Origin of the sequence: Gilvimarinus sp. DA14 (assembly GCF_024204685.1) — a bacterium.
Lineage (GTDB): Bacteria > Pseudomonadota > Gammaproteobacteria > Pseudomonadales > Cellvibrionaceae > Gilvimarinus.
On record NZ_CP100350.1, the window covers coordinates 3,860,969 to 3,877,410 of the forward strand.

The 16,442-nt window shown below is 54.3% G+C and carries 14 protein-coding genes; 10 read left to right on the forward strand and 4 right to left on the reverse strand.

The genetic code is table 11. From position 1 onward, the window contains the following. Positions 1-50: 50 nt before the first annotated feature. Entirely contained in the window at positions 51-746 is a 696-nt protein-coding gene (locus NHM04_RS16905; protein ID WP_254264927.1) for a tetratricopeptide repeat protein, read from the reverse strand. Positions 747-1,368: 622 nt separating this feature from the next. Here NHM04_RS16905 and NHM04_RS16910 point away from each other — a divergent pair. Together NHM04_RS16910 and NHM04_RS16915 are read left to right on the forward strand one after the other, a co-directional pair. After that, the gene (locus NHM04_RS16910) at positions 1,369-3,207 is read left to right on the forward strand and encodes a lytic polysaccharide monooxygenase (protein WP_254264928.1); all 1,839 of its coding nucleotides are present in this window, start codon (positions 1,369-1,371) and stop codon (positions 3,205-3,207) included. A 111-nt stretch (positions 3,208-3,318) separates the two neighbouring features. Beyond that, on the forward strand, positions 3,319-6,459 hold the full coding sequence (locus NHM04_RS16915; protein ID WP_254264929.1) for a glycoside hydrolase family 9 protein: 3,141 nt from the start codon (positions 3,319-3,321) through the stop codon (positions 6,457-6,459). Between the two features lie 56 nt (positions 6,460-6,515). Here NHM04_RS16915 and NHM04_RS16920 read toward each other — a convergent pair whose 3' ends face one another. After that, the gene (locus NHM04_RS16920; protein WP_254264930.1) at positions 6,516-6,908 is read right to left on the reverse strand and encodes a DUF3859 domain-containing protein; all 393 of its coding nucleotides are present in this window, start codon (positions 6,906-6,908) and stop codon (positions 6,516-6,518) included. An 89-nt stretch (positions 6,909-6,997) separates the two neighbouring features. Here NHM04_RS16920 and NHM04_RS16925 point away from each other — a divergent pair, with 89 nt between their 5' ends. The 8 genes from NHM04_RS16925 (at position 6,998) to rpoS (ending at position 13,246) form a co-directional block, all read left to right on the forward strand. Next, complete coding sequence (locus tag NHM04_RS16925) at positions 6,998-7,273, forward strand: septum formation initiator family protein (RefSeq protein ID WP_254264931.1); 276 nt, start codon at positions 6,998-7,000, stop codon at positions 7,271-7,273. 6 nt (positions 7,274-7,279) lie between these two features. Next, positions 7,280-7,972: a 2-C-methyl-D-erythritol 4-phosphate cytidylyltransferase gene (gene ispD, locus NHM04_RS16930; RefSeq protein WP_254264932.1), complete on the forward strand. Its 693-nt coding sequence runs from the start codon at positions 7,280-7,282 to the stop codon at positions 7,970-7,972. Positions 7,973-7,974: 2 nt separating this feature from the next. Next, positions 7,975-8,448: a 2-C-methyl-D-erythritol 2,4-cyclodiphosphate synthase gene (gene ispF, locus NHM04_RS16935; RefSeq protein WP_254264933.1), complete on the forward strand. Its 474-nt coding sequence runs from the start codon at positions 7,975-7,977 to the stop codon at positions 8,446-8,448. Beyond that, a complete protein-coding gene (gene truD, locus NHM04_RS16940; RefSeq protein ID WP_254264934.1) occupies positions 8,448-9,395 on the forward strand; it encodes a tRNA pseudouridine(13) synthase TruD in 948 nt (315 codons plus the stop codon). Before ispF ends, truD begins: the two co-directional genes overlap by 1 nt. A gap of 148 nt (positions 9,396-9,543) precedes the next feature. Then, positions 9,544-10,188: a protein-L-isoaspartate(D-aspartate) O-methyltransferase gene (locus NHM04_RS16945; RefSeq protein ID WP_254266660.1), complete on the forward strand. Its 645-nt coding sequence runs from the start codon at positions 9,544-9,546 to the stop codon at positions 10,186-10,188. Further along, a complete protein-coding gene (locus NHM04_RS16950) occupies positions 10,188-11,132 on the forward strand; it encodes a DUF368 domain-containing protein (RefSeq protein WP_254264935.1) in 945 nt (314 codons plus the stop codon). The genes NHM04_RS16945 and NHM04_RS16950 overlap by 1 nt, the downstream gene beginning before the upstream one ends. A gap of 144 nt (positions 11,133-11,276) precedes the next feature. Beyond that, on the forward strand, positions 11,277-12,113 hold the full coding sequence (locus tag NHM04_RS16955; RefSeq protein WP_254264936.1) for a peptidoglycan DD-metalloendopeptidase family protein: 837 nt from the start codon (positions 11,277-11,279) through the stop codon (positions 12,111-12,113). Between the two features lie 134 nt (positions 12,114-12,247). Further along, the gene (rpoS, locus tag NHM04_RS16960) at positions 12,248-13,246 is read left to right on the forward strand and encodes an RNA polymerase sigma factor RpoS (protein WP_254264937.1); all 999 of its coding nucleotides are present in this window, start codon (positions 12,248-12,250) and stop codon (positions 13,244-13,246) included. A 72-nt stretch (positions 13,247-13,318) separates the two neighbouring features. Here the strand turns inward: rpoS and fdxA are convergent, their stop codons facing one another. After that, positions 13,319-13,642 (reverse strand): ferredoxin FdxA, encoded by a 324-nt coding sequence (gene fdxA, locus NHM04_RS16965; RefSeq protein WP_020210935.1) that lies wholly within the window; start codon positions 13,640-13,642, stop codon positions 13,319-13,321. A gap of 133 nt (positions 13,643-13,775) precedes the next feature. Beyond that, positions 13,776-16,379, reverse strand: a complete 2,604-nt coding sequence (gene mutS, locus NHM04_RS16970) for a DNA mismatch repair protein MutS (RefSeq protein ID WP_254264938.1) — start codon at positions 16,377-16,379, stop codon at positions 13,776-13,778. Positions 16,380-16,442: the final 63 nt, after the last annotated feature.

The window sequence follows — 16,442 nt, forward strand, 5'->3', positions numbered from 1 at the left end:
TCTCCGACTGGCTGGCACGTCCTTGTGCCGAATCATAAGATGGGTGGGCTTTATTGAGAGTTGCTGCTTAGTAAATGTTGGGCCCAGCTGTTGTTGGGCTCCAGCTCAGTCGCCGTTTGAAAGTGCTCCAGCGCTTCGTTTTTGTCACCCTGTTCCATTAGCGTTAGGCCTAACCAAATATGCGCTTCAGCGTGGCCCCAATAGATTCCGGAGTTTACATCATCCTGGTAGTATTTTACGGCTTTGGTCAGTGATTGACGGGCGTTTTCTTTGCTGCCGCCATAGGCCACCGGGGTATTAAATTCAATAATGCCTTTGATCATGTTGACTCTGGGGCTAGCAGGCGCCAGGGCTTGGGCTTTTGCCAGGGCGTCGTACGACTTTTGCCCGTAGCTTGCGGCTTTGCCCGGCTCTAAAGTGATGGTGTACCCATGCACATTAGCCAGCAGGGCGAGTGCTTCGGCATCGTCGGGGTGCTCGGCAAGGTGTGACTCGAGCTTTTCGATCAGGTTATTAAAAGTGTGTTTAGCTCTTTCGGCCTGTTGTGAAAAGCTATAGAGCATACCCAGGCGGTATTCCGCCAAGAGCTGGTCATAGCCCCGCGTCTCATCGACTAGCGATGCCAGGGTATCTGTCTGAGCCTTTTGGTAGGCGTTTTCGATCGCATCAATGTCAGCTTGTCCGGCTAATGCCGATGTGGTTGTGGCGAGTAAAACGGTTGCGATAAATCTACTGAATCTGTTCATTGTGTTTCTCCTTGAGTAAACCGCTGTGTTGTGAGGTGTTTCCGTTGCTGCGGTGAAGCCAGTTTCTGCGATTTGTTAGTGCTGCGTAATAGAGGTTTGTCATCTCTTGGTATGACTTTTGTCATAAATAGAACTCAAGGCGTTTAATGGCGTGGTTGGGTAAGGGTAGAGAACTGGGGAGTGCTGTATCTTTCTTATTCTGGCCTGCTTTAGAGGTGTCGCATTGCTAGGGTTATTGCAAGTAAAGCTAAATGGTTATGTTCATTTTATCGATAACATTAGGGCTGTCTTAAGCGTCAATTTTTTCCCTTAATTAAGAAAAGTTCTGTCAAAAAATTCGGTATCGATAACAATAAAATAAAGCTGATCTGGCGCTAAAAAAACAAAAATGATTCTTAAGCCAAAATCCGCTTTCACTGCGGCAAGGTTCTCAAAAATCCCAGTTAAAAATTGATTTTCACGCGGCAAAAGCTCTCAATAAACGGCGATTGATGCCGGGCTGCGAGTGTGTCGCAGTAATGGCAAAAATCCTTTAACGAGTCATTCATAAAGTTGGCGCGATTCTGTAGCCCATAAAAATCTGAATCGCGTCGCTACACAATAATCGTTTTGGAGCCCATGTATGCGTAAGTCATTAATGCTTTGCAGTTCTCTCGCCTTGTTGGCCTCGGCCAATGTTTATTCACACGGTTTGATGTCCGATCCCGCATCCCGTAACTGGACATGTGGGGCCGTGACTAAACCCGATCAGGCCCAGCCGGGTACGGCGTGCGCCGAAGCCTTTGCCGACGATTTTAACGGCGGTTATCAGTTTATGAGTGTACTGACCCACGACGTAGGTCGCGCCGGGGTCGAGCCCTTGCCGGATAACGTCTGTGGTTTTGACAGTGAAACCTGGAGCGGTGGTGCCACCCCTTGGGATAAACCCATTGACTGGCCTACCAACCCCATGAGTGCCGGGGAGCAGACTATTACCTGGAACATCTCCTGGGGGCCACACTATGATGACACCGAAGAGTTCCGCTACTGGATTACCAAGCCCGGCTTTCAGTATACGGTGGGCGAGGCGTTAACCTGGGATGACTTCGAAAGTGAAGCCTTCTGTGTACTGGAGTACGACGATTCCAATCCCAACGCTAGTCCACTGGTGGTACCCGATAAAGGTAACTCACTGTTTCACACCACCTGTACGGTGCCCGAGCGCGATGGCCGCCATGTAATCTACGGCGAGTGGGGGCGCAATTATTTTACCTACGAGCGTTTCCACGGCTGTATTGATGTGGAGTTTAACGGCGGAGGCGGACCGGTTCCGGTGGTAGCGGATATTCAGATGTCCCCCGAGGTTTCCACCGTCACCGGCGCCGGCCAAGTGTCGCTGAGCGCGGCTAACTCGCAAGGCGATGATCTTAGCTATCAGTGGAGTGTGTCGCCCCAAAGCGCGGCCTATAGCCTGAGTGATAGCACAGGTGTAGACACCGTACTAACCCTGAGTGACACCGACAGCGAGCAAACCGTCACTGTGTCGCTAGAGGCTAGCAATGCCGACAGCAGCAGTATTACCTCGGTGACTATCGATCACCTGCCCGAAGCGGCCTCGAACTGGGATAGCTTGGGCGCATTAACCGATACCGCACAAACCTTAAATGCCGGTGATACCGTACAGCTTCGTCTGGTAACCGATGGCGGTACCGATGTGTACCTGCCCGACAACGCATTGGAGCTAAGTGAAGAAACCGCTGCAGCAAGCGCGTGGACATTGGCATTAGCCGAAGCGGTTAACGAGCTCAATACTGATGTTCGTATTGGCGTGGTGGACAGCGACGGTGATGTAGCGCCGGTAGCAAGTGCTACTGAAAACCGTGTCTATGCCCAGGCGCCAACGCAGTATGTCAGTGCGTTTGTAGTGGTAGACGGTGGTTCGTCGTCATCCTCTTCTTCATCGTCTACCCCGACGGGCAGCTACTGTAATTGGTATGGGACCGCAACGCCTTTGTGTGAAAACACGCAAAGCGGTTGGGGTTATGAGAATGGCGCCAGCTGTGTGTCGGTAACCACCTGTGAATCTCAGCCCGAGCCTTATGGTGTGGTTGAGGGCGGTGCTTCCAGCTCCAGCTCTTCTTCCAGTAGTTCTTCGGTTTCCAGCAGCTCCAGCTCTTCGGTTCCCGCCAGCGCTAACTGCGCTCATACCGTTAGCAACTCGTGGGGTAACGGATTTATCGGTGAAGTGACAATTACCAACGACAGCGACACTGATATTAACGGTTGGAATGTGCAGTGGGAGTACGACGAAAACGTTGCCATTACCAATAGCTGGTCGGCGGATATTACCGGTAATAACCCCTACCAGGCATCGGCCGCTGGGTATAACCAAACCATTGCCGCTGGGGAGTCGATTACCTTTGGCTTCCAGGCCAGCGGATCGCCCGGTGAGGTTCAGGTAACCGGCGATATCTGCGACTAAGTCAGTATTCCAACGGGCGCTTAAGGCGCCCGTTTGGTTTGCCCGCTGTGTTCATGTGGTGGGACAGTGGCTGTAATCACAATAACTATGTTCGAGAGACCAAAATCCATAATGGAGGATTCCACCTTGCAACGGATAAAACTTATAACCTTAGGTGCGTGCGCCGCCGGTGTGCTGATGTCGGCATCGGCCAATGCCCAACAACAAAATTACGGCGAAGCGCTGCAAAAATCTCTGTACTTTTACGAAGCCCAACAGGCGGGCCCGCTGCCCGAATGGAACCGCGTACCCTGGCGCGGTGATTCGACCCCCAATGACGGCGATGATGTAGGCCTGGATTTGCGCGGTGGTTGGTTCGATGCGGGCGACCACGTTAAATTTGGTTTTCCTATGGCTGCCACTACCACATTACTGGCGTGGGGCGGGGTCGATTATCGCCAGGCCTATGAAGATTCTGGCCAGATGGAGCACCTGTTAAACAACCTGCGTTTTGTGAACGATTATTTTATTAACGCCCACCCCGAGCCCAATGTGCTTTATGGCCAGGTAGGTATAGGCGGGCAAGACCATACCTTCTGGGGCCCGGCGGAAGTCGTGCACCATAAAATTCCCGACTCCCGGGTATCAATGAAAATTGATATGAACTGCCCCGGCCCGGATTTGGCGGCCGAGACGGCTGCCGCCATGGCGTCGTCTTCCATGGTATTTAGCCCCACCGATTCGGCTTACGCCAGCGAGCTGTTAACCCACGCCGAACAATTGTTTGCCTTTGCGGAAGCGACCACCGGGACCGACGGCGTGGACAACGCGTATTCCAACTGCATTACCGATGCGCAGCAGTTTTATAACTCTACTTATGGTGTCTACTGGGACGAAATGGCTTGGGGTGCGGTCTGGCTGTGGCGCGCCACAGGCGATGACGCCTACCTGGATAAAGCGCTGGCCTATTACGATCAAATGGGCACCGAGAATCAATCCACTACGCCGGTTTATACCTGGTCATTGGGTTGGAACGACAAAGCCTATGGCGTTTACGTAATGCTGGCTTCCCTGCTGGATGAAGAGCGTTTTCACACTGATGCCCAGCGCTACTTAGACCACTGGAGTGTGGGCGATGGCAATCGCACGCCGGGCGGAATTGTGGTGGTGGATAGCTCGGGTTGGGGCGTCAACCGCTACGCGGCCAATATCGCCTACCTGGCTTTGTACTATGCCGATTCGCTCGATAGCAGCGACCCATTGAAGTCGCGTTACCAAGACTTTGGTGTGACGCAAATCGATTATATTTTGGGGGAAAACCCGGCTAACCGAAGCTTTTTAATCGGCTATGGCAACGACTACCCCACCAACGTTCACCACCGTGGCTCCCACGGCAGCTGGGCCGACAGTTTGCAAACGCCTGATCAGCAGCGTCATGTTTTATACGGCGCTGTGGTGGCGGGCCCGGATGCGGACACCAACTATGTCGAAGATCGCGGCGACTACATCATGAACGAGGTGGCCGTGGATTATAACTCGGGCTTTACCAGTGCGGCGGCGGCCATGTTTGCCGATTACGGCGGCAGCGCCTTGCCCGACTCGCAGTTCCCACCTAGCGAGGAGCGCGGCGACGATGAATTCATCATTGGCGCTAAGGTGAACAGCTCGGGGCCACGTCATGTGGAAATTCGCGCGGTACTGCAAAACCGCAGCACCACGCCGGCCGAGGGGCGCGATGATTTCTCGTTCCGCTATTTCTACGATTTAAGTGAAGCCTACGCCGCCGGATATACCGTGGACGATATCACCATGACCTCGGGCTATTCTCAGGCGACCTCCATCAGCCCGCTGCAAAGCTGGGGTGATCCGGTCGATCATATTTACTACACCGAAGTCAGCTTTGCCGGTGATATGATTTTCCCCGGCGGCCAGTCGGCGCATCGCCGCGAGGTACAGTTCCGCGCGTCTCTGCCCACCAATACCAATGAAAACGTGTGGGACAGCAGCAACGACCCGTCCTTTGATCCGGCCTATCAAAATACTTCAGAGCAATACGGCCACCCCTCTACGGTGATTCCGATTTACACCTCGGAAGGATTGATCAGCGGTGAAGAGCCCGGTGGTGGCTGCGGTGGCGATACCGGTGTTAACTGCGTGCCCAGCGCCTCGGATGTGTCTGTTAGCACCGAGTTTGAAACGGCCGTAGACGTTACCCTGCAGGGCAGTGACGATGACGGCAGCGTGCAGAGCTATAACATTCTTGAAGCGCCACTTAATGGCAGCTTAAGCGGCTCGGGTGCGAATTTGGTCTACACCCCCGATGTGGGCTTTAGCGGCAGCGATTCGTTTACCTACAGTGTTACGGATAACGCCGGTGCCGAATCCGACCCGGCTACCGTGTCTATTGCGGTAGAGGCCGAAGCCGTGCCGTCAGTGGCAATCACTTCGCCGGCCAGCGGCGCCGAGGTAACACCCGGCAGCGATGTGCAGGTGCAGTTCGCTTTGGATAACGCCAGCGGGGTCAGGGTGCGCGTTAACGACCTGGTAGTGACCGACGTTACCGATGGCAATATGGTGACGGTGACTGCGCCATCCGCTGAGGGCAGCTTTACCATCAGCGTGACCGCCTTGGATGACGGCGGTGCGGAAACTCAGGCCAGCTCGTCTATCACCCTGAATGCGGTGAGCGAGCCGACCAATACCGCCCCTGTGGCTTGTCTGAGCCCGCTCAATGCCGAGGTAAATACCGGAGAGGCGGTCAACTTTGACGCCAGCTGCTCTTCCGACCCCGACGGCGATGCGCTGAGCTTCAGCTGGGACTTTGGCAATGGCCAGAGTGCCCAGGGCAGCACCGCCTCGGTTAGCTACGCTCAGGCGGGTACTTACACCGTAAGCTTAACCGCTGACGATGGCACCGACAGCGACACCGCCTCAACCACAGTAACCGTGGGTGAAACCGGCGGTGGCGAAGGCGCTCTGTGTGAATTTGTGGTCAGCAACGAGTGGAACAGCGGTTACATCGGCCTGATTCGCATCACTAACCAGGGCGACAGCGTCATTAATGGTTGGAATGTGAACTGGCAGTTTACCGATGGGTCCACCATGACCAACAGCTGGAATGCGGTTATTTCTGGTAGCTCGCCCTACAGCGCTAGCGATATGGGCTGGAACAGTCAGATTCAGCCGGGCCAGACCGTAGAGTTTGGTATGCAGGTACAAAAAGGCGGTAGCAATGCTGTAGTGCCAAATGTAACAGGTTCTATTTGCCAGTAATCTGAACCGGTACAGGGAGGTACCACCGAGTAAAGGGCCGCGTAAGCGGCCCTTTTTTATTCCGGGATAAACATTTGAAAGGTCTTGTCGGCGATCAGCTCGCCGTCAATAGCGAGGGTAATACGCCAGGGGCCGGCTTTGTTTTCAATGGGCTCCCAAATGGTATCGCCAATAAAAAAGTTCCAGTCGTTCTGGCGAATGTATTCCTCACCGGCAAAGGGCGCGAGCGGTTTGCCGTCGTCATCGGGAATATTGGGGTGGTAAATACAGTACTGCAGCTTGCGGTTCTTGGCTTTTTTAATATTGACGATATAACCAAACTCAATCCCCACTTCACAGGGGATGTCGTGGGTCACTTTAATCAGTTCGGGCAGATGTTTGGATTGATGATCCCAGGGAGTGTAAATCCCCCAGTTGTTAATCCGCACTTCGGGTTTCTTTTTGGCCATAAGGTAAGACGGGTAAAAAACGGCCTATTATACCAGTCGGCAGGGTTTGCTTATAGTCAGTGGTTGGGCTCTGCGCTAAACTGCCGCCTATGAAATGGTTGCTGGCAGTTCTTATCGCGGTTTTTCTAACCCTACAGTATCGGCTGTGGGTAGGAGAGGGGAGCTACGCCCATCGTGCGCGTCTGGTTCAGGAAATTGAGCGCCAGCAAATAGAAAACGAACGCTTGCGTGATCGTAACAGGGTGTTGGCGGTTGAGGTGGAAAACCTTAAAAACGGCCTGGATGTTATTGAAGAGCGCGCCCGCAGCGATATGGGGATGATTAAAGAAGGCGAGACCTTTTTTATGACCCAGAAAGAACAGTGAGCCCCCATGAGTTGTGATCTTTTTTACGCGGTTGTGCCAGCCGCAGGCATAGGTAGCCGCATGGCCGCCGACATGCCCAAGCAGTATCTGCCTCTTGCTGGCAGCACCGTCATTGAGCAGACCCTGAAAAAACTATTATCTATTCCTAATATTGCCACGATTGTGGTGGCCATTTCGGCGCACGACACTTTCTGGCGCAACCTCAGTCTCTCCCAGCATCCGCGAATCCAAACGGTGACCGGCGGCGCCGAGCGGGCGCACTCGGTGTTGGCAGCGCTGAGCCATTTACAGGGTCAAGGTCTGCGAGGCCGGGTACTGGTGCATGATGCGGCGCGCCCGTGTGTACGCGTGGCCGATATTGAGCGTCTTATGGCTTGTGCCCAAGGTGGGATTTTGGCAGCGCCTGTGAGCGATACCCTAAAAAAATCTGGTGCTAACGGCGCAATAGAGAACACAGTGTCGCGCCAGGATTTATGGTCCGCTTTCACGCCGCAGATGTTTGAACTGGATGGCTTGCTACAGGCTTTGCAGGGGGCGCTTGATGCCGGTTTTGAGATTACCGACGAAGCCAGTGCGATGGAATGGGCGGGTCAGCGGCCAGAGTTGGTGGAGGGACATCGCGACAATATTAAAATTACCCGGCCAGAGGATTTACTGCTGGCCAATCTTATTTTGAGTCAACAGCTAAACAAAGGGTGAATATGCGCATAGGTCAGGGCTTTGATGTCCATAAGTTTGGCCCGGGTGAAAAAATAGTCATTGGCGGGGTGGTTATTCCATACAGCCAAGGGCTGGTGGCTCATTCCGATGGCGATGTGCTTTTGCACGCGCTGTGCGATGCATTGTTAGGCGCCTGCGGTTTAGGCGATATCGGCCAACATTTTCCCGATACCGACCCGCAGTACAAAGGCGCCAACAGTCGCGAGCTGTTGCGTTTGGTGTATCAGAAAATTCGCGCCGCCGGCTGGCAGCTGGGTAATGCGGATATGACTGTTATCGCCCAGGCGCCAAAAATGGCGCCGCATATTCCCGCCATGCGCCAGGCGATTGCCGATGATCTAAACAGCGCGGTATCGCAGGTGAATGTTAAGGCCACCACCACCGAAAAACTCGGCTTTACCGGCCGCGGCGAGGGTATTGCCGCCGAGGCTGTTGTGTTGCTGAGTCCACTGTAATGCAAACTTATTCACTGGATTTTCCGCGTGCTCATGGTGACCCTTTGGGCGAGGCCGGGTTTCGCGAGCAGTTGGAAGATTTCTACGTTAACGAAGACCTGGGCTTTACCTGCGATGGTAGCGGCGAGCATGTATACCTTCAGGTGGAAAAGCGCGGCGATAACACCGAGTGGCTGGCCCGAACCATCGCCCGGTTGGCAGGGGTCGAACCACGCGATGTGGGTTATTGCGGGCTTAAAGACCGCCACGGCGTTACGCGGCAGTGGTTCAGCGTGTATTTTCCCAAAGGCGACGAACCGGATTGGCAGGCTCTCAATAGTGAGTCGGTCACGCTGTTGCAGGTGTGCAGACACAGGCAAAAACTCAGACGCGGCCAGCATCGCAGTAATTGTTTTGTGATTTTATTGCGCAATTTTACGGCCGATAAAGCGGCTGTCGAAGCTCGCTTACAGCGTATCGCTCGGCACGGGGTGCCCAACTATTTTGGTGTGCAGCGCTTTGGTATCGATGGCGGCAATTTGGAGGCGGCCAACCGTATGCTGGTGGATGGCATTAAGGTGAAAAATCGCCACAAGCGTTCTTTATACCTCTCCGCTGCTCGCAGTTACCTGTTTAATCAGGTGCTGGCAAAGCGCATAGAAATGAATATTTGGCACAGCGAGATAGATGGCGACATCAAGCTCGACAACATTATTACCGGCCCTCTGTGGGGTAGGGGCAGGCTGGCGACCACGGCCGAGGCCGGGGCATTGGAAGAGGCCGCGCTGCGGCCCTGGCAGCATTGGCTGGAGCCTTTGGAGTTTACAGGCCTAAAGCAGGAGAGGCGCCTATTGATAAGTCAGCCCCAGGCCCTGAACTGGGATTGGCAGGGGCAGCATTTGCAGCTGGCGTTCTCGCTGGGCGTTGGGGCCTATGCTACGTCGCTGCTGCGTGAATTAATCGTCTAGCCCTTGCTGGTCTCTGGCAGCTGAGCAGGGGCGGATTTATGCTATAGTGGCGCCAGAAAAAATCCGACCGGTTTTGGGTAAAAGCCCGCTAAGTCGGCACTACGGGGTGAATATAGGCGTGAGTAACTTAATTTTAGAAGGCGTGGGTATGACCTCCCTGCGCACTCGCGAGCGGCTGGTGCAGCGCTTAATGGACCAGGGGGTCAGTGATTATAAAGTGCTGGATGTTATTCGCAGCACCCCCCGCCACTTGTTTCTCGACGAGGCTCTGTCCCACCGCGCTTACGAAGATTCCGCGCTACCGATCGGTTATGGGCAAACCCTGTCCCAGCCCTACATCGTTGCTCGCATGACAGAAATTTTGCTTGCCGCCAGTGGTACCAAGTTAAAACGAGTCTTGGAGGTTGGCACCGGCTCTGGCTATCAAACCGCTGTGTTGGCGCAGTTGGTCGAGCAGGTGTTCAGTGTCGAACGCATAAAACCCCTGCAGGATAGAGCGCGCCAAAGGCTTCGCGACTTGGGACTGCGTAACGTGCAACTTAGTCATGCCGATGGCGGCTTCGGTTGGCCATCCATGGGGCCTTTCGATGGCATACTCAGCACCGCTGCGCCACAGTTTGTCCCTGAAGAACTAAAACAGCAGTTGGCTCCCAATGGCGTGCTGGTGATTCCGGTAGGAGGGCAAGCGCAAAGCCTACATCTCGTTATTCGCGATGGCGACTCAGAAAAATTTATAACCCAAGAGCTGGAACCGGTGAAGTTTGTTCCGCTGTTATCGGGGACTACGCGTTAATGCTGTTGGAGGTGCTTAAGCGTTACGCCCCCACCTTTTTAAAAGGCATGGCGATGGGGGCGGCCGATGTGGTACCCGGTGTCTCCGGCGGTACCATCGCTTTTATCACGGGTATTTACGAGCGCTTACTCAAGGCTCTCAAATCTTTTACCCCGCAGGTGTTGCTGATATTAAAACGCGAAGGTCTGGCTGCCGCCTGGCGTCACGTGGATGGCAGCTTCTTAGTCGCCTTGTTTGGCGGGGTTTTGTTTAGCATTGCCACCTTATCTCACTTTATTGCTCAGGCGCTAAGTCATTATCCGTTGCAGGTGTGGGGCTTTTTCTGTGGGCTGATTGTCGCCTCTACGGTGTATTTGGCCCGCAGCTTGGATTTACTTCACCCGAAAACTCTTATCGCAGTAGTCTTGGGGATACTCGCAGCAATGGCCGTTGCGGTATTAAAGCCTGTGGCGGTGCCGGTAAATTCACTGACCGTGCTGGGCGCCGGTGCCGTAGCCATCTGCGCGATGATTCTACCCGGTGTTTCGGGCAGTTTTTTGCTGCTGGTTATGGGCATGTATCCTGTGTTTGTACGCGCCGTGACCGAGTTGGATTTTAAAATTCTGGTGCTATTTGGCAGCGGCTGTGTGCTTGGTTTGCTGTTGTTCTCTCATGTTTTGTACTGGTTATTACAGCACTGGCGACGCGTCACACTCGGGGTGCTAACAGGTTTTCTCGCCGGCTCGCTGGTGATTGTCTGGCCCTGGAAGCAAGTGTTGGTTGAGCGGGTCAACCGTCACGGTGAGACCGTGCCGGTCGTGCAAGAAAATATTTCACCCTGGTTGTATGAAGCGGCTACCGGCGTTTCCCCAGATCTTGGGTCGGTATCTCTGTGCGCAGCGCTGGGGTTTGCTTTGGTGCTGGTATTAGAAGTGGTGGGACGTAAGCGCAAAGATAGTATTTAACATATGGTTGTTGTGACTATCTGGCTTTGGCGCTTTTGCAAGATTTTTTTCTGAAATTTAAGATAAATTTCTAATAACCCCATATTGCTAATCGCAATTGTAAATAAGGTGGGGTGTGATTGGAGCCAAGACCGGGAGCCCGGAATGCTAACAGTGCGGTGGAGGACAAGGTGGCACCCAATTAGGCTGTTCATTATATTGAACATGCTGTTTTTGGCGGCTTGTTCCTCAGCGCCGCCTGCGCAAGTGGCAGACCGACAGCAGCCGCCCACGCGCAAGATTCTCGTGCATACAGTCGCCCCCAACGAAACCCTCTACAGCATTGCCTGGCGCTATGGCCTGGATTTTCGTCAGTTGGCCAGGCACAACGGCATAGGCCCACCTTATACCATTTACGCTTCGCAGCAGCTGCGCCTGGATGTAGATGACGCCTCGAAACGCAAACCACCACCGGCTATTGCAGTGCGCCAGCCCGCGCCTGAACCGGTGCGCACAACCGCGGTTAAATCGCCCAGTAGGCCGGCTCCGGCAACACCTGCCAAAGCGCCGCGTTCTGAAAATAAAACACCGAGCGTTAGCGATAACACGCCGCCGCCCATGCTTACCGGTCCGGTGAAGTGGCAGTGGCCTGCTCGTGGCAGAGTGATAGCGGGGTTTAGTTCTTCGAGCGGCCTGAATAAAGGTATTGATATTGGCGGCAAATTGGGGGAGCCTGTAGTGGCAGCCGCTGACGGGCATGTGGTTTACGCCGGTACGGGGCTGCGCGGGTACGGTAAGCTGGTTATCGTTAAGCATAATGAAACCTTTCTCAGTGCCTACGCCCACAACCGGGCGCTTCAGGTGAAAGAGGGAGAAAGTGTGAAAGGTGGCCAGCAGATTGCCGAACTAGGTTCTAGTGGTACCGATAAAGAGAAATTGCATTTTGAAATCAGGCGCGAGGGCAAGCCAGTAAATCCGCTAACGTATTTGCCCAAACGTTAGCAGAAAAGTTTATTGAACTTGCACGGCCTGTCTTAAAAATGAAACCTACAGGAAGTAGCTATACGAGTACCACTTGAGTTGACAAAGGTCGGCAAGAGGTATTTGCCGGAGAGGACCAATAAGGGGACCTTGCCATGCCAGTAGAAAACAGGGAAACAAGTAGTAACGAACGGGACGATATCTTGATTGCTCAGTCTGTAGAGTCTGACGTTGAAGAGGTCGTATTAGAAGAACCCAAAACCACCCCAAACCGTACCAAACGAAAACGACCGGACGATCAGTTCGCCGCCGATAACTCCAATCTCGATGCCACCCAGCTTTATTTAAATGAAATAGGCTTTTCGCCGCTGTTGACCGCCGAAGAAGAAGTGTACTTTTCTCGCAAGGCGCTCAAGGGTTGTGAGGCCTCGCGCAAGCGCATGATTGAAAGCAATTTGCGCTTGGTGGTTAAGATTTCGCGCCGCTATGTCAATCGAGGACTGGCCTTGCTGGACTTAATCGAAGAGGGCAACCTGGGTCTGATTCGCGCGGTAGAAAAGTTCGACCCCGAGCGGGGCTTTCGCTTCTCTACCTATGCAACCTGGTGGATTCGCCAGACCATCGAGCGGGCGATTATGAACCAGACCCGCACTATTCGGCTGCCGATTCATGTAGTCAAAGAATTAAACGTCTATTTGCGTGCCGCGCGTGAGCTGACTCAAAAACTCGATCATGAGCCTTCGGCGGATGAAATCGCTACCATGCTGGATAAGCCAGTGAGCGATGTAGAAAAAATGCTGGGGTTGAATGAGCGAGTCACCTCTGTGGATGTGCCCATCGGCAACTCATCGGATCGCACAATTGTCGATACTATCGCCGACGCGCAGGACACTGATCCGGCGTCGCTGATGCAAGACGACAATATGAACACCAGCCTGGACTTATGGCTCGACGATTTAAGCGAAAAGCAGCGCGAAGTTTTGGCGCGCCGCTTCGGCTTGCGCGGCCATGAGGTTAGCACCTTGGAAGAAGTGGGCAAGGCGATTGGTCTTACCCGCGAACGGGTGCGGCAAATTCAGGTTGAGGCACTGCGTCGGCTGCGGGATATTCTGGAAAAGCAGGGACTGAGCAGCGAGAATTTATTTGGTGCCTGAGCTTTGTTAAAACTCCAGCCCTAAAAAAACCGCGCCAGGCGCGGTTTTTTTAGGGCTGCTGCTTGAACGGTTTTAGCGCTCTAAGTATTGCAGTTTATTCTCAACACCATCCCATTCTTCGGCGTCTTCTGGCGCGTCTTTTTTCTCGGTGATATTGGGCCACACTTCTGCCAGCTCAGCGTTTAGCTCCAGATAAACTTCTTGCCCCTCTGGCAGCTCGTCTTCCGAGAAAATGGCGTCTACGGGGCATTCTGGTTCACACAGGGCGCAGTCGATACACTCGTCTGGGTGAATCACCAAAAAATTGGGGCCTTCGTAAAAGCAGTCGACCGGACAAACTTCCACACAGTCGGTGTGTTTACATTTAATGCAGTTATCCCCAACTACGAATGTCATTGTGTGACTCCACGGTTACCAGTAGTTTTAAAAGTGGGGCATTTTACCAGCATTTGCAAGTTTTGGTAGGGGCACAGAGGCCCCTAATTCCTTGTTTGTACAGGTATTTTGCGCGATTGAAAATCGTTTTTATTTACAGTGATTTCAATTGATAAAGTGCTTCCAATGCTTGTCTGGGTGTCAGCTCATCCGGGTCGAGTTTATCCAGTGCTTCTACCGCCGGATGGGGTGCGCTATCGAACAGGCTGGTTTGCATTGGCGAGTCGCTGCTCTTTTGGCTGGTAACCGGCACTGAGCTATCGCTTGGCGCTGAAGTTTGCTCGGGTAGCTGGTGGTGGTTTTGCTCCAAATTCGCCAGCTGCTGTTGAGCCTGAGTCAAGACGTCGGCGGGAATGCCAGCCAGCTTTGCCACCTGAATACCATAGCTTTTGCTGGCTGGCCCTTCTTGTACCTTGTGCATAAACACAATGGAGTCTTTGTGCTCGGTAGCGTTTAGGTGCACATTGGCGATTCCCGGCAAGGTGTCGGGCAGCTCGGTCAGCTCAAAATAATGGGTGGCAAACAGGGTAAACGCGCGCAGATTCTCGGCCAGATGCCGGGCGCAGGCCCACGCCAGCGCCAGCCCGTCAAAGGTGCTGGTGCCCCGGCCGATTTCGTCCATCAGCACCAGGCTTCGGTCGGTGGCGTTGTGCAGAATATTAGCCGTTTCGGTCATCTCTACCATAAAGGTAGAACGGCCACCGGCGAGATCGTCCGAGGAACCTATGCGGGTAAAAATACGATCGACCATACCAATGTGGGCGGCGGCCGCAGGCACGAAGCTGCCCACATGAGCTAGCAGCACAATCAAAGCCGTTTGCCGCATATAGGTCGATTTACCCCCCATGTTGGGGCCGGTGACGATCAGCATATGACGCTCGCGGCTGAAGTCTAAATCGTTGGGAACGAAAGGGCCGTCCAAAACATCTTCGACCACCAGGTGTCGGCCGCCGTCTATTTTTATGCCGGGCGCTTCATTGAGGGTCGGCTTGGCTAAGTCCAGCGCCTGGGCGCGTTCGGCAAAATTACACAGTACGTCCAGCTCGGACACCGCAGCGGCGGAATCTTGTAAGGGCAGTAGTTGCTGGTTGAGCAGCTCCAGTAGCTCCTCGTAGAGTGCTTTTTCGCGCGCCAGCGCGCGGCTTTTGGCAGACAGCGCTTTGTCTTCAAACTCTTTCAGTTCGGGAGTGATAAAGCGTTCGGCGTTTTTAAGTGTTTGCCGGCGAATATAATCCGCTGGCGCCTGGTCTGACTGGGCGCGAGTCAGCTCAATGTAGTACCCGTGCACGCGGTTGTAACCCACCTTCAGGGTGGAAATGCCTGTGCGCTCGCGCTCGCGGGTTTCCAAATCGACCAGGTATTGGCCGGCGTTTTCGCTGATGCCGCGCAGCTCGTCCAGCTCGCTATCGTAGCCCTCGGCAATCACACCGCCGTCACGAATGACCACCGGCGGATTCTCCACAATGGCGCGATCGAGCAGGTCAACTAAATCTGGAAAGGTGCTGATAGTGGCGGCCAGCTCCTGCAGACGCGGCGTCTGGCAATCATTCAGTGCCGACTGTAATTCGGGGTAGGTGGCAAGAGAAATAAACAGGCGCGACAAATCCCGTGGGCGGGTCGAGCGCAGAGCCAGGCGGCCGAGAATCCGCTCCATATCTCCGATGCGTTTTAACTTATCGCGTACCGGTTCAAAGCGATAATTGTCCGCGAGGGTTTCCACCGCATCCTGCCGGGCTAACAGTGTGTGCATATCCCGAAGCGGGCGATTGAGCCAGCGGCGCAGCAGCCGCGAGCCCATGGCGGTGGCGGTTTTATTTAGCACCGAGAAAAGTGTATTGTCGTCGCCACCGGTTAAGTTGAGGTCGATTTCCAAGTTGCGGCGTGTGGCTGAGTCCATGGCCACGGCTTCATCGCGATTTTCATGGCCTAGCGTGCGCACATGGGGCAGGGCGGTGCGCTGGGTTTCGCGGGCGTAGCTGAGCAGGCAGCCTGCGGCGGCGATGGCGGTCTGCAAATGGTCGCAGCCAAAGCCGGATAGGTCTTGGGTGCCAAACTGCTGCGTGAGCAGGCGCTCGGCGGTTTCCAGTTCAAATTCCCAGGGGCCGCGGCGACGCACACCTTTGCGGTTTTCGGTAATCTCGGGCAAATCCAGCTCGTCGCTGATTAATAGCTCCGCCGGGTTTAAGCGCTGCAGCTCGCCACTGGCGGCGTCTAGCCCGTCGACTTGCAACACCAAAAAGCGGCCACTGGCGATATCCAGTGAGGCGATGCCATAGGTTTCATCATCGCGGTGAACGGCGACCAATAAATTGTCGCGCCGTTCGTCCAGCAGCGCCTCATCGCTTACCGTACCGGGAGTGACCACGCGCACCACTTTGCGCTCGACCGGTCCTTTGCAGGTGGCCGGATCGCCAATCTGCTCGCAAATAGCCACCGACACCCCAGCGCGCACCAACCGCGCCAAATAGCTCTCGGCGGCGTGGTAAGGTACACCGGCCATGGGGATAGGCTCGCCAGCGGATTTACCGCGCGCGGTAAGAGTTACGTCCAGCAACTCGGCGGCTCTTTTGGCATCGTCAAAGAATAACTCGTAAAAGTCGCCCATGCGGTAGAACACCAGTTCGTGGGGATGCTCAGCCTTAATTTTTAAGTACTGCTGCATCATGGGTGTGTGCTGGGCTGATTTTGCGTTGCTCATAATTTGCTATCGGGTCGCTTTTCGCTGCTCTTAAGATGGACGCGCTAGGATACTTGGATGCCC

Coding starts and splice junctions, on each gene's coding strand:
- NHM04_RS16905 (WP_254264927.1), bottom strand. CDS start 746: ATGAACAGATTCAGTAGATTTATCGCAACCGTTTTACTCGCCACAACC.
- NHM04_RS16910 (WP_254264928.1), top strand. CDS start 1,369: ATGCGTAAGTCATTAATGCTTTGCAGTTCTCTCGCCTTGTTGGCCTCG.
- NHM04_RS16915 (WP_254264929.1), top strand. CDS start 3,319: ATGGAGGATTCCACCTTGCAACGGATAAAACTTATAACCTTAGGTGCG.
- NHM04_RS16920 (WP_254264930.1), bottom strand. CDS start 6,908: ATGGCCAAAAAGAAACCCGAAGTGCGGATTAACAACTGGGGGATTTAC.
- NHM04_RS16925 (WP_254264931.1), top strand. CDS start 6,998: ATGAAATGGTTGCTGGCAGTTCTTATCGCGGTTTTTCTAACCCTACAG.
- ispD (WP_254264932.1), top strand. CDS start 7,280: ATGAGTTGTGATCTTTTTTACGCGGTTGTGCCAGCCGCAGGCATAGGT.
- ispF (WP_254264933.1), top strand. CDS start 7,975: ATGCGCATAGGTCAGGGCTTTGATGTCCATAAGTTTGGCCCGGGTGAA.
- truD (WP_254264934.1), top strand. CDS start 8,448: ATGCAAACTTATTCACTGGATTTTCCGCGTGCTCATGGTGACCCTTTG.
- NHM04_RS16945 (WP_254266660.1), top strand. CDS start 9,544: ATGACCTCCCTGCGCACTCGCGAGCGGCTGGTGCAGCGCTTAATGGAC.
- NHM04_RS16950 (WP_254264935.1), top strand. CDS start 10,188: ATGCTGTTGGAGGTGCTTAAGCGTTACGCCCCCACCTTTTTAAAAGGC.
- NHM04_RS16955 (WP_254264936.1), top strand. CDS start 11,277: ATGCTAACAGTGCGGTGGAGGACAAGGTGGCACCCAATTAGGCTGTTC.
- rpoS (WP_254264937.1), top strand. CDS start 12,248: ATGCCAGTAGAAAACAGGGAAACAAGTAGTAACGAACGGGACGATATC.
- fdxA (WP_020210935.1), bottom strand. CDS start 13,642: ATGACATTCGTAGTTGGGGATAACTGCATTAAATGTAAACACACCGAC.
- mutS (WP_254264938.1), bottom strand. CDS start 16,379: ATGAGCAACGCAAAATCAGCCCAGCACACACCCATGATGCAGCAGTAC.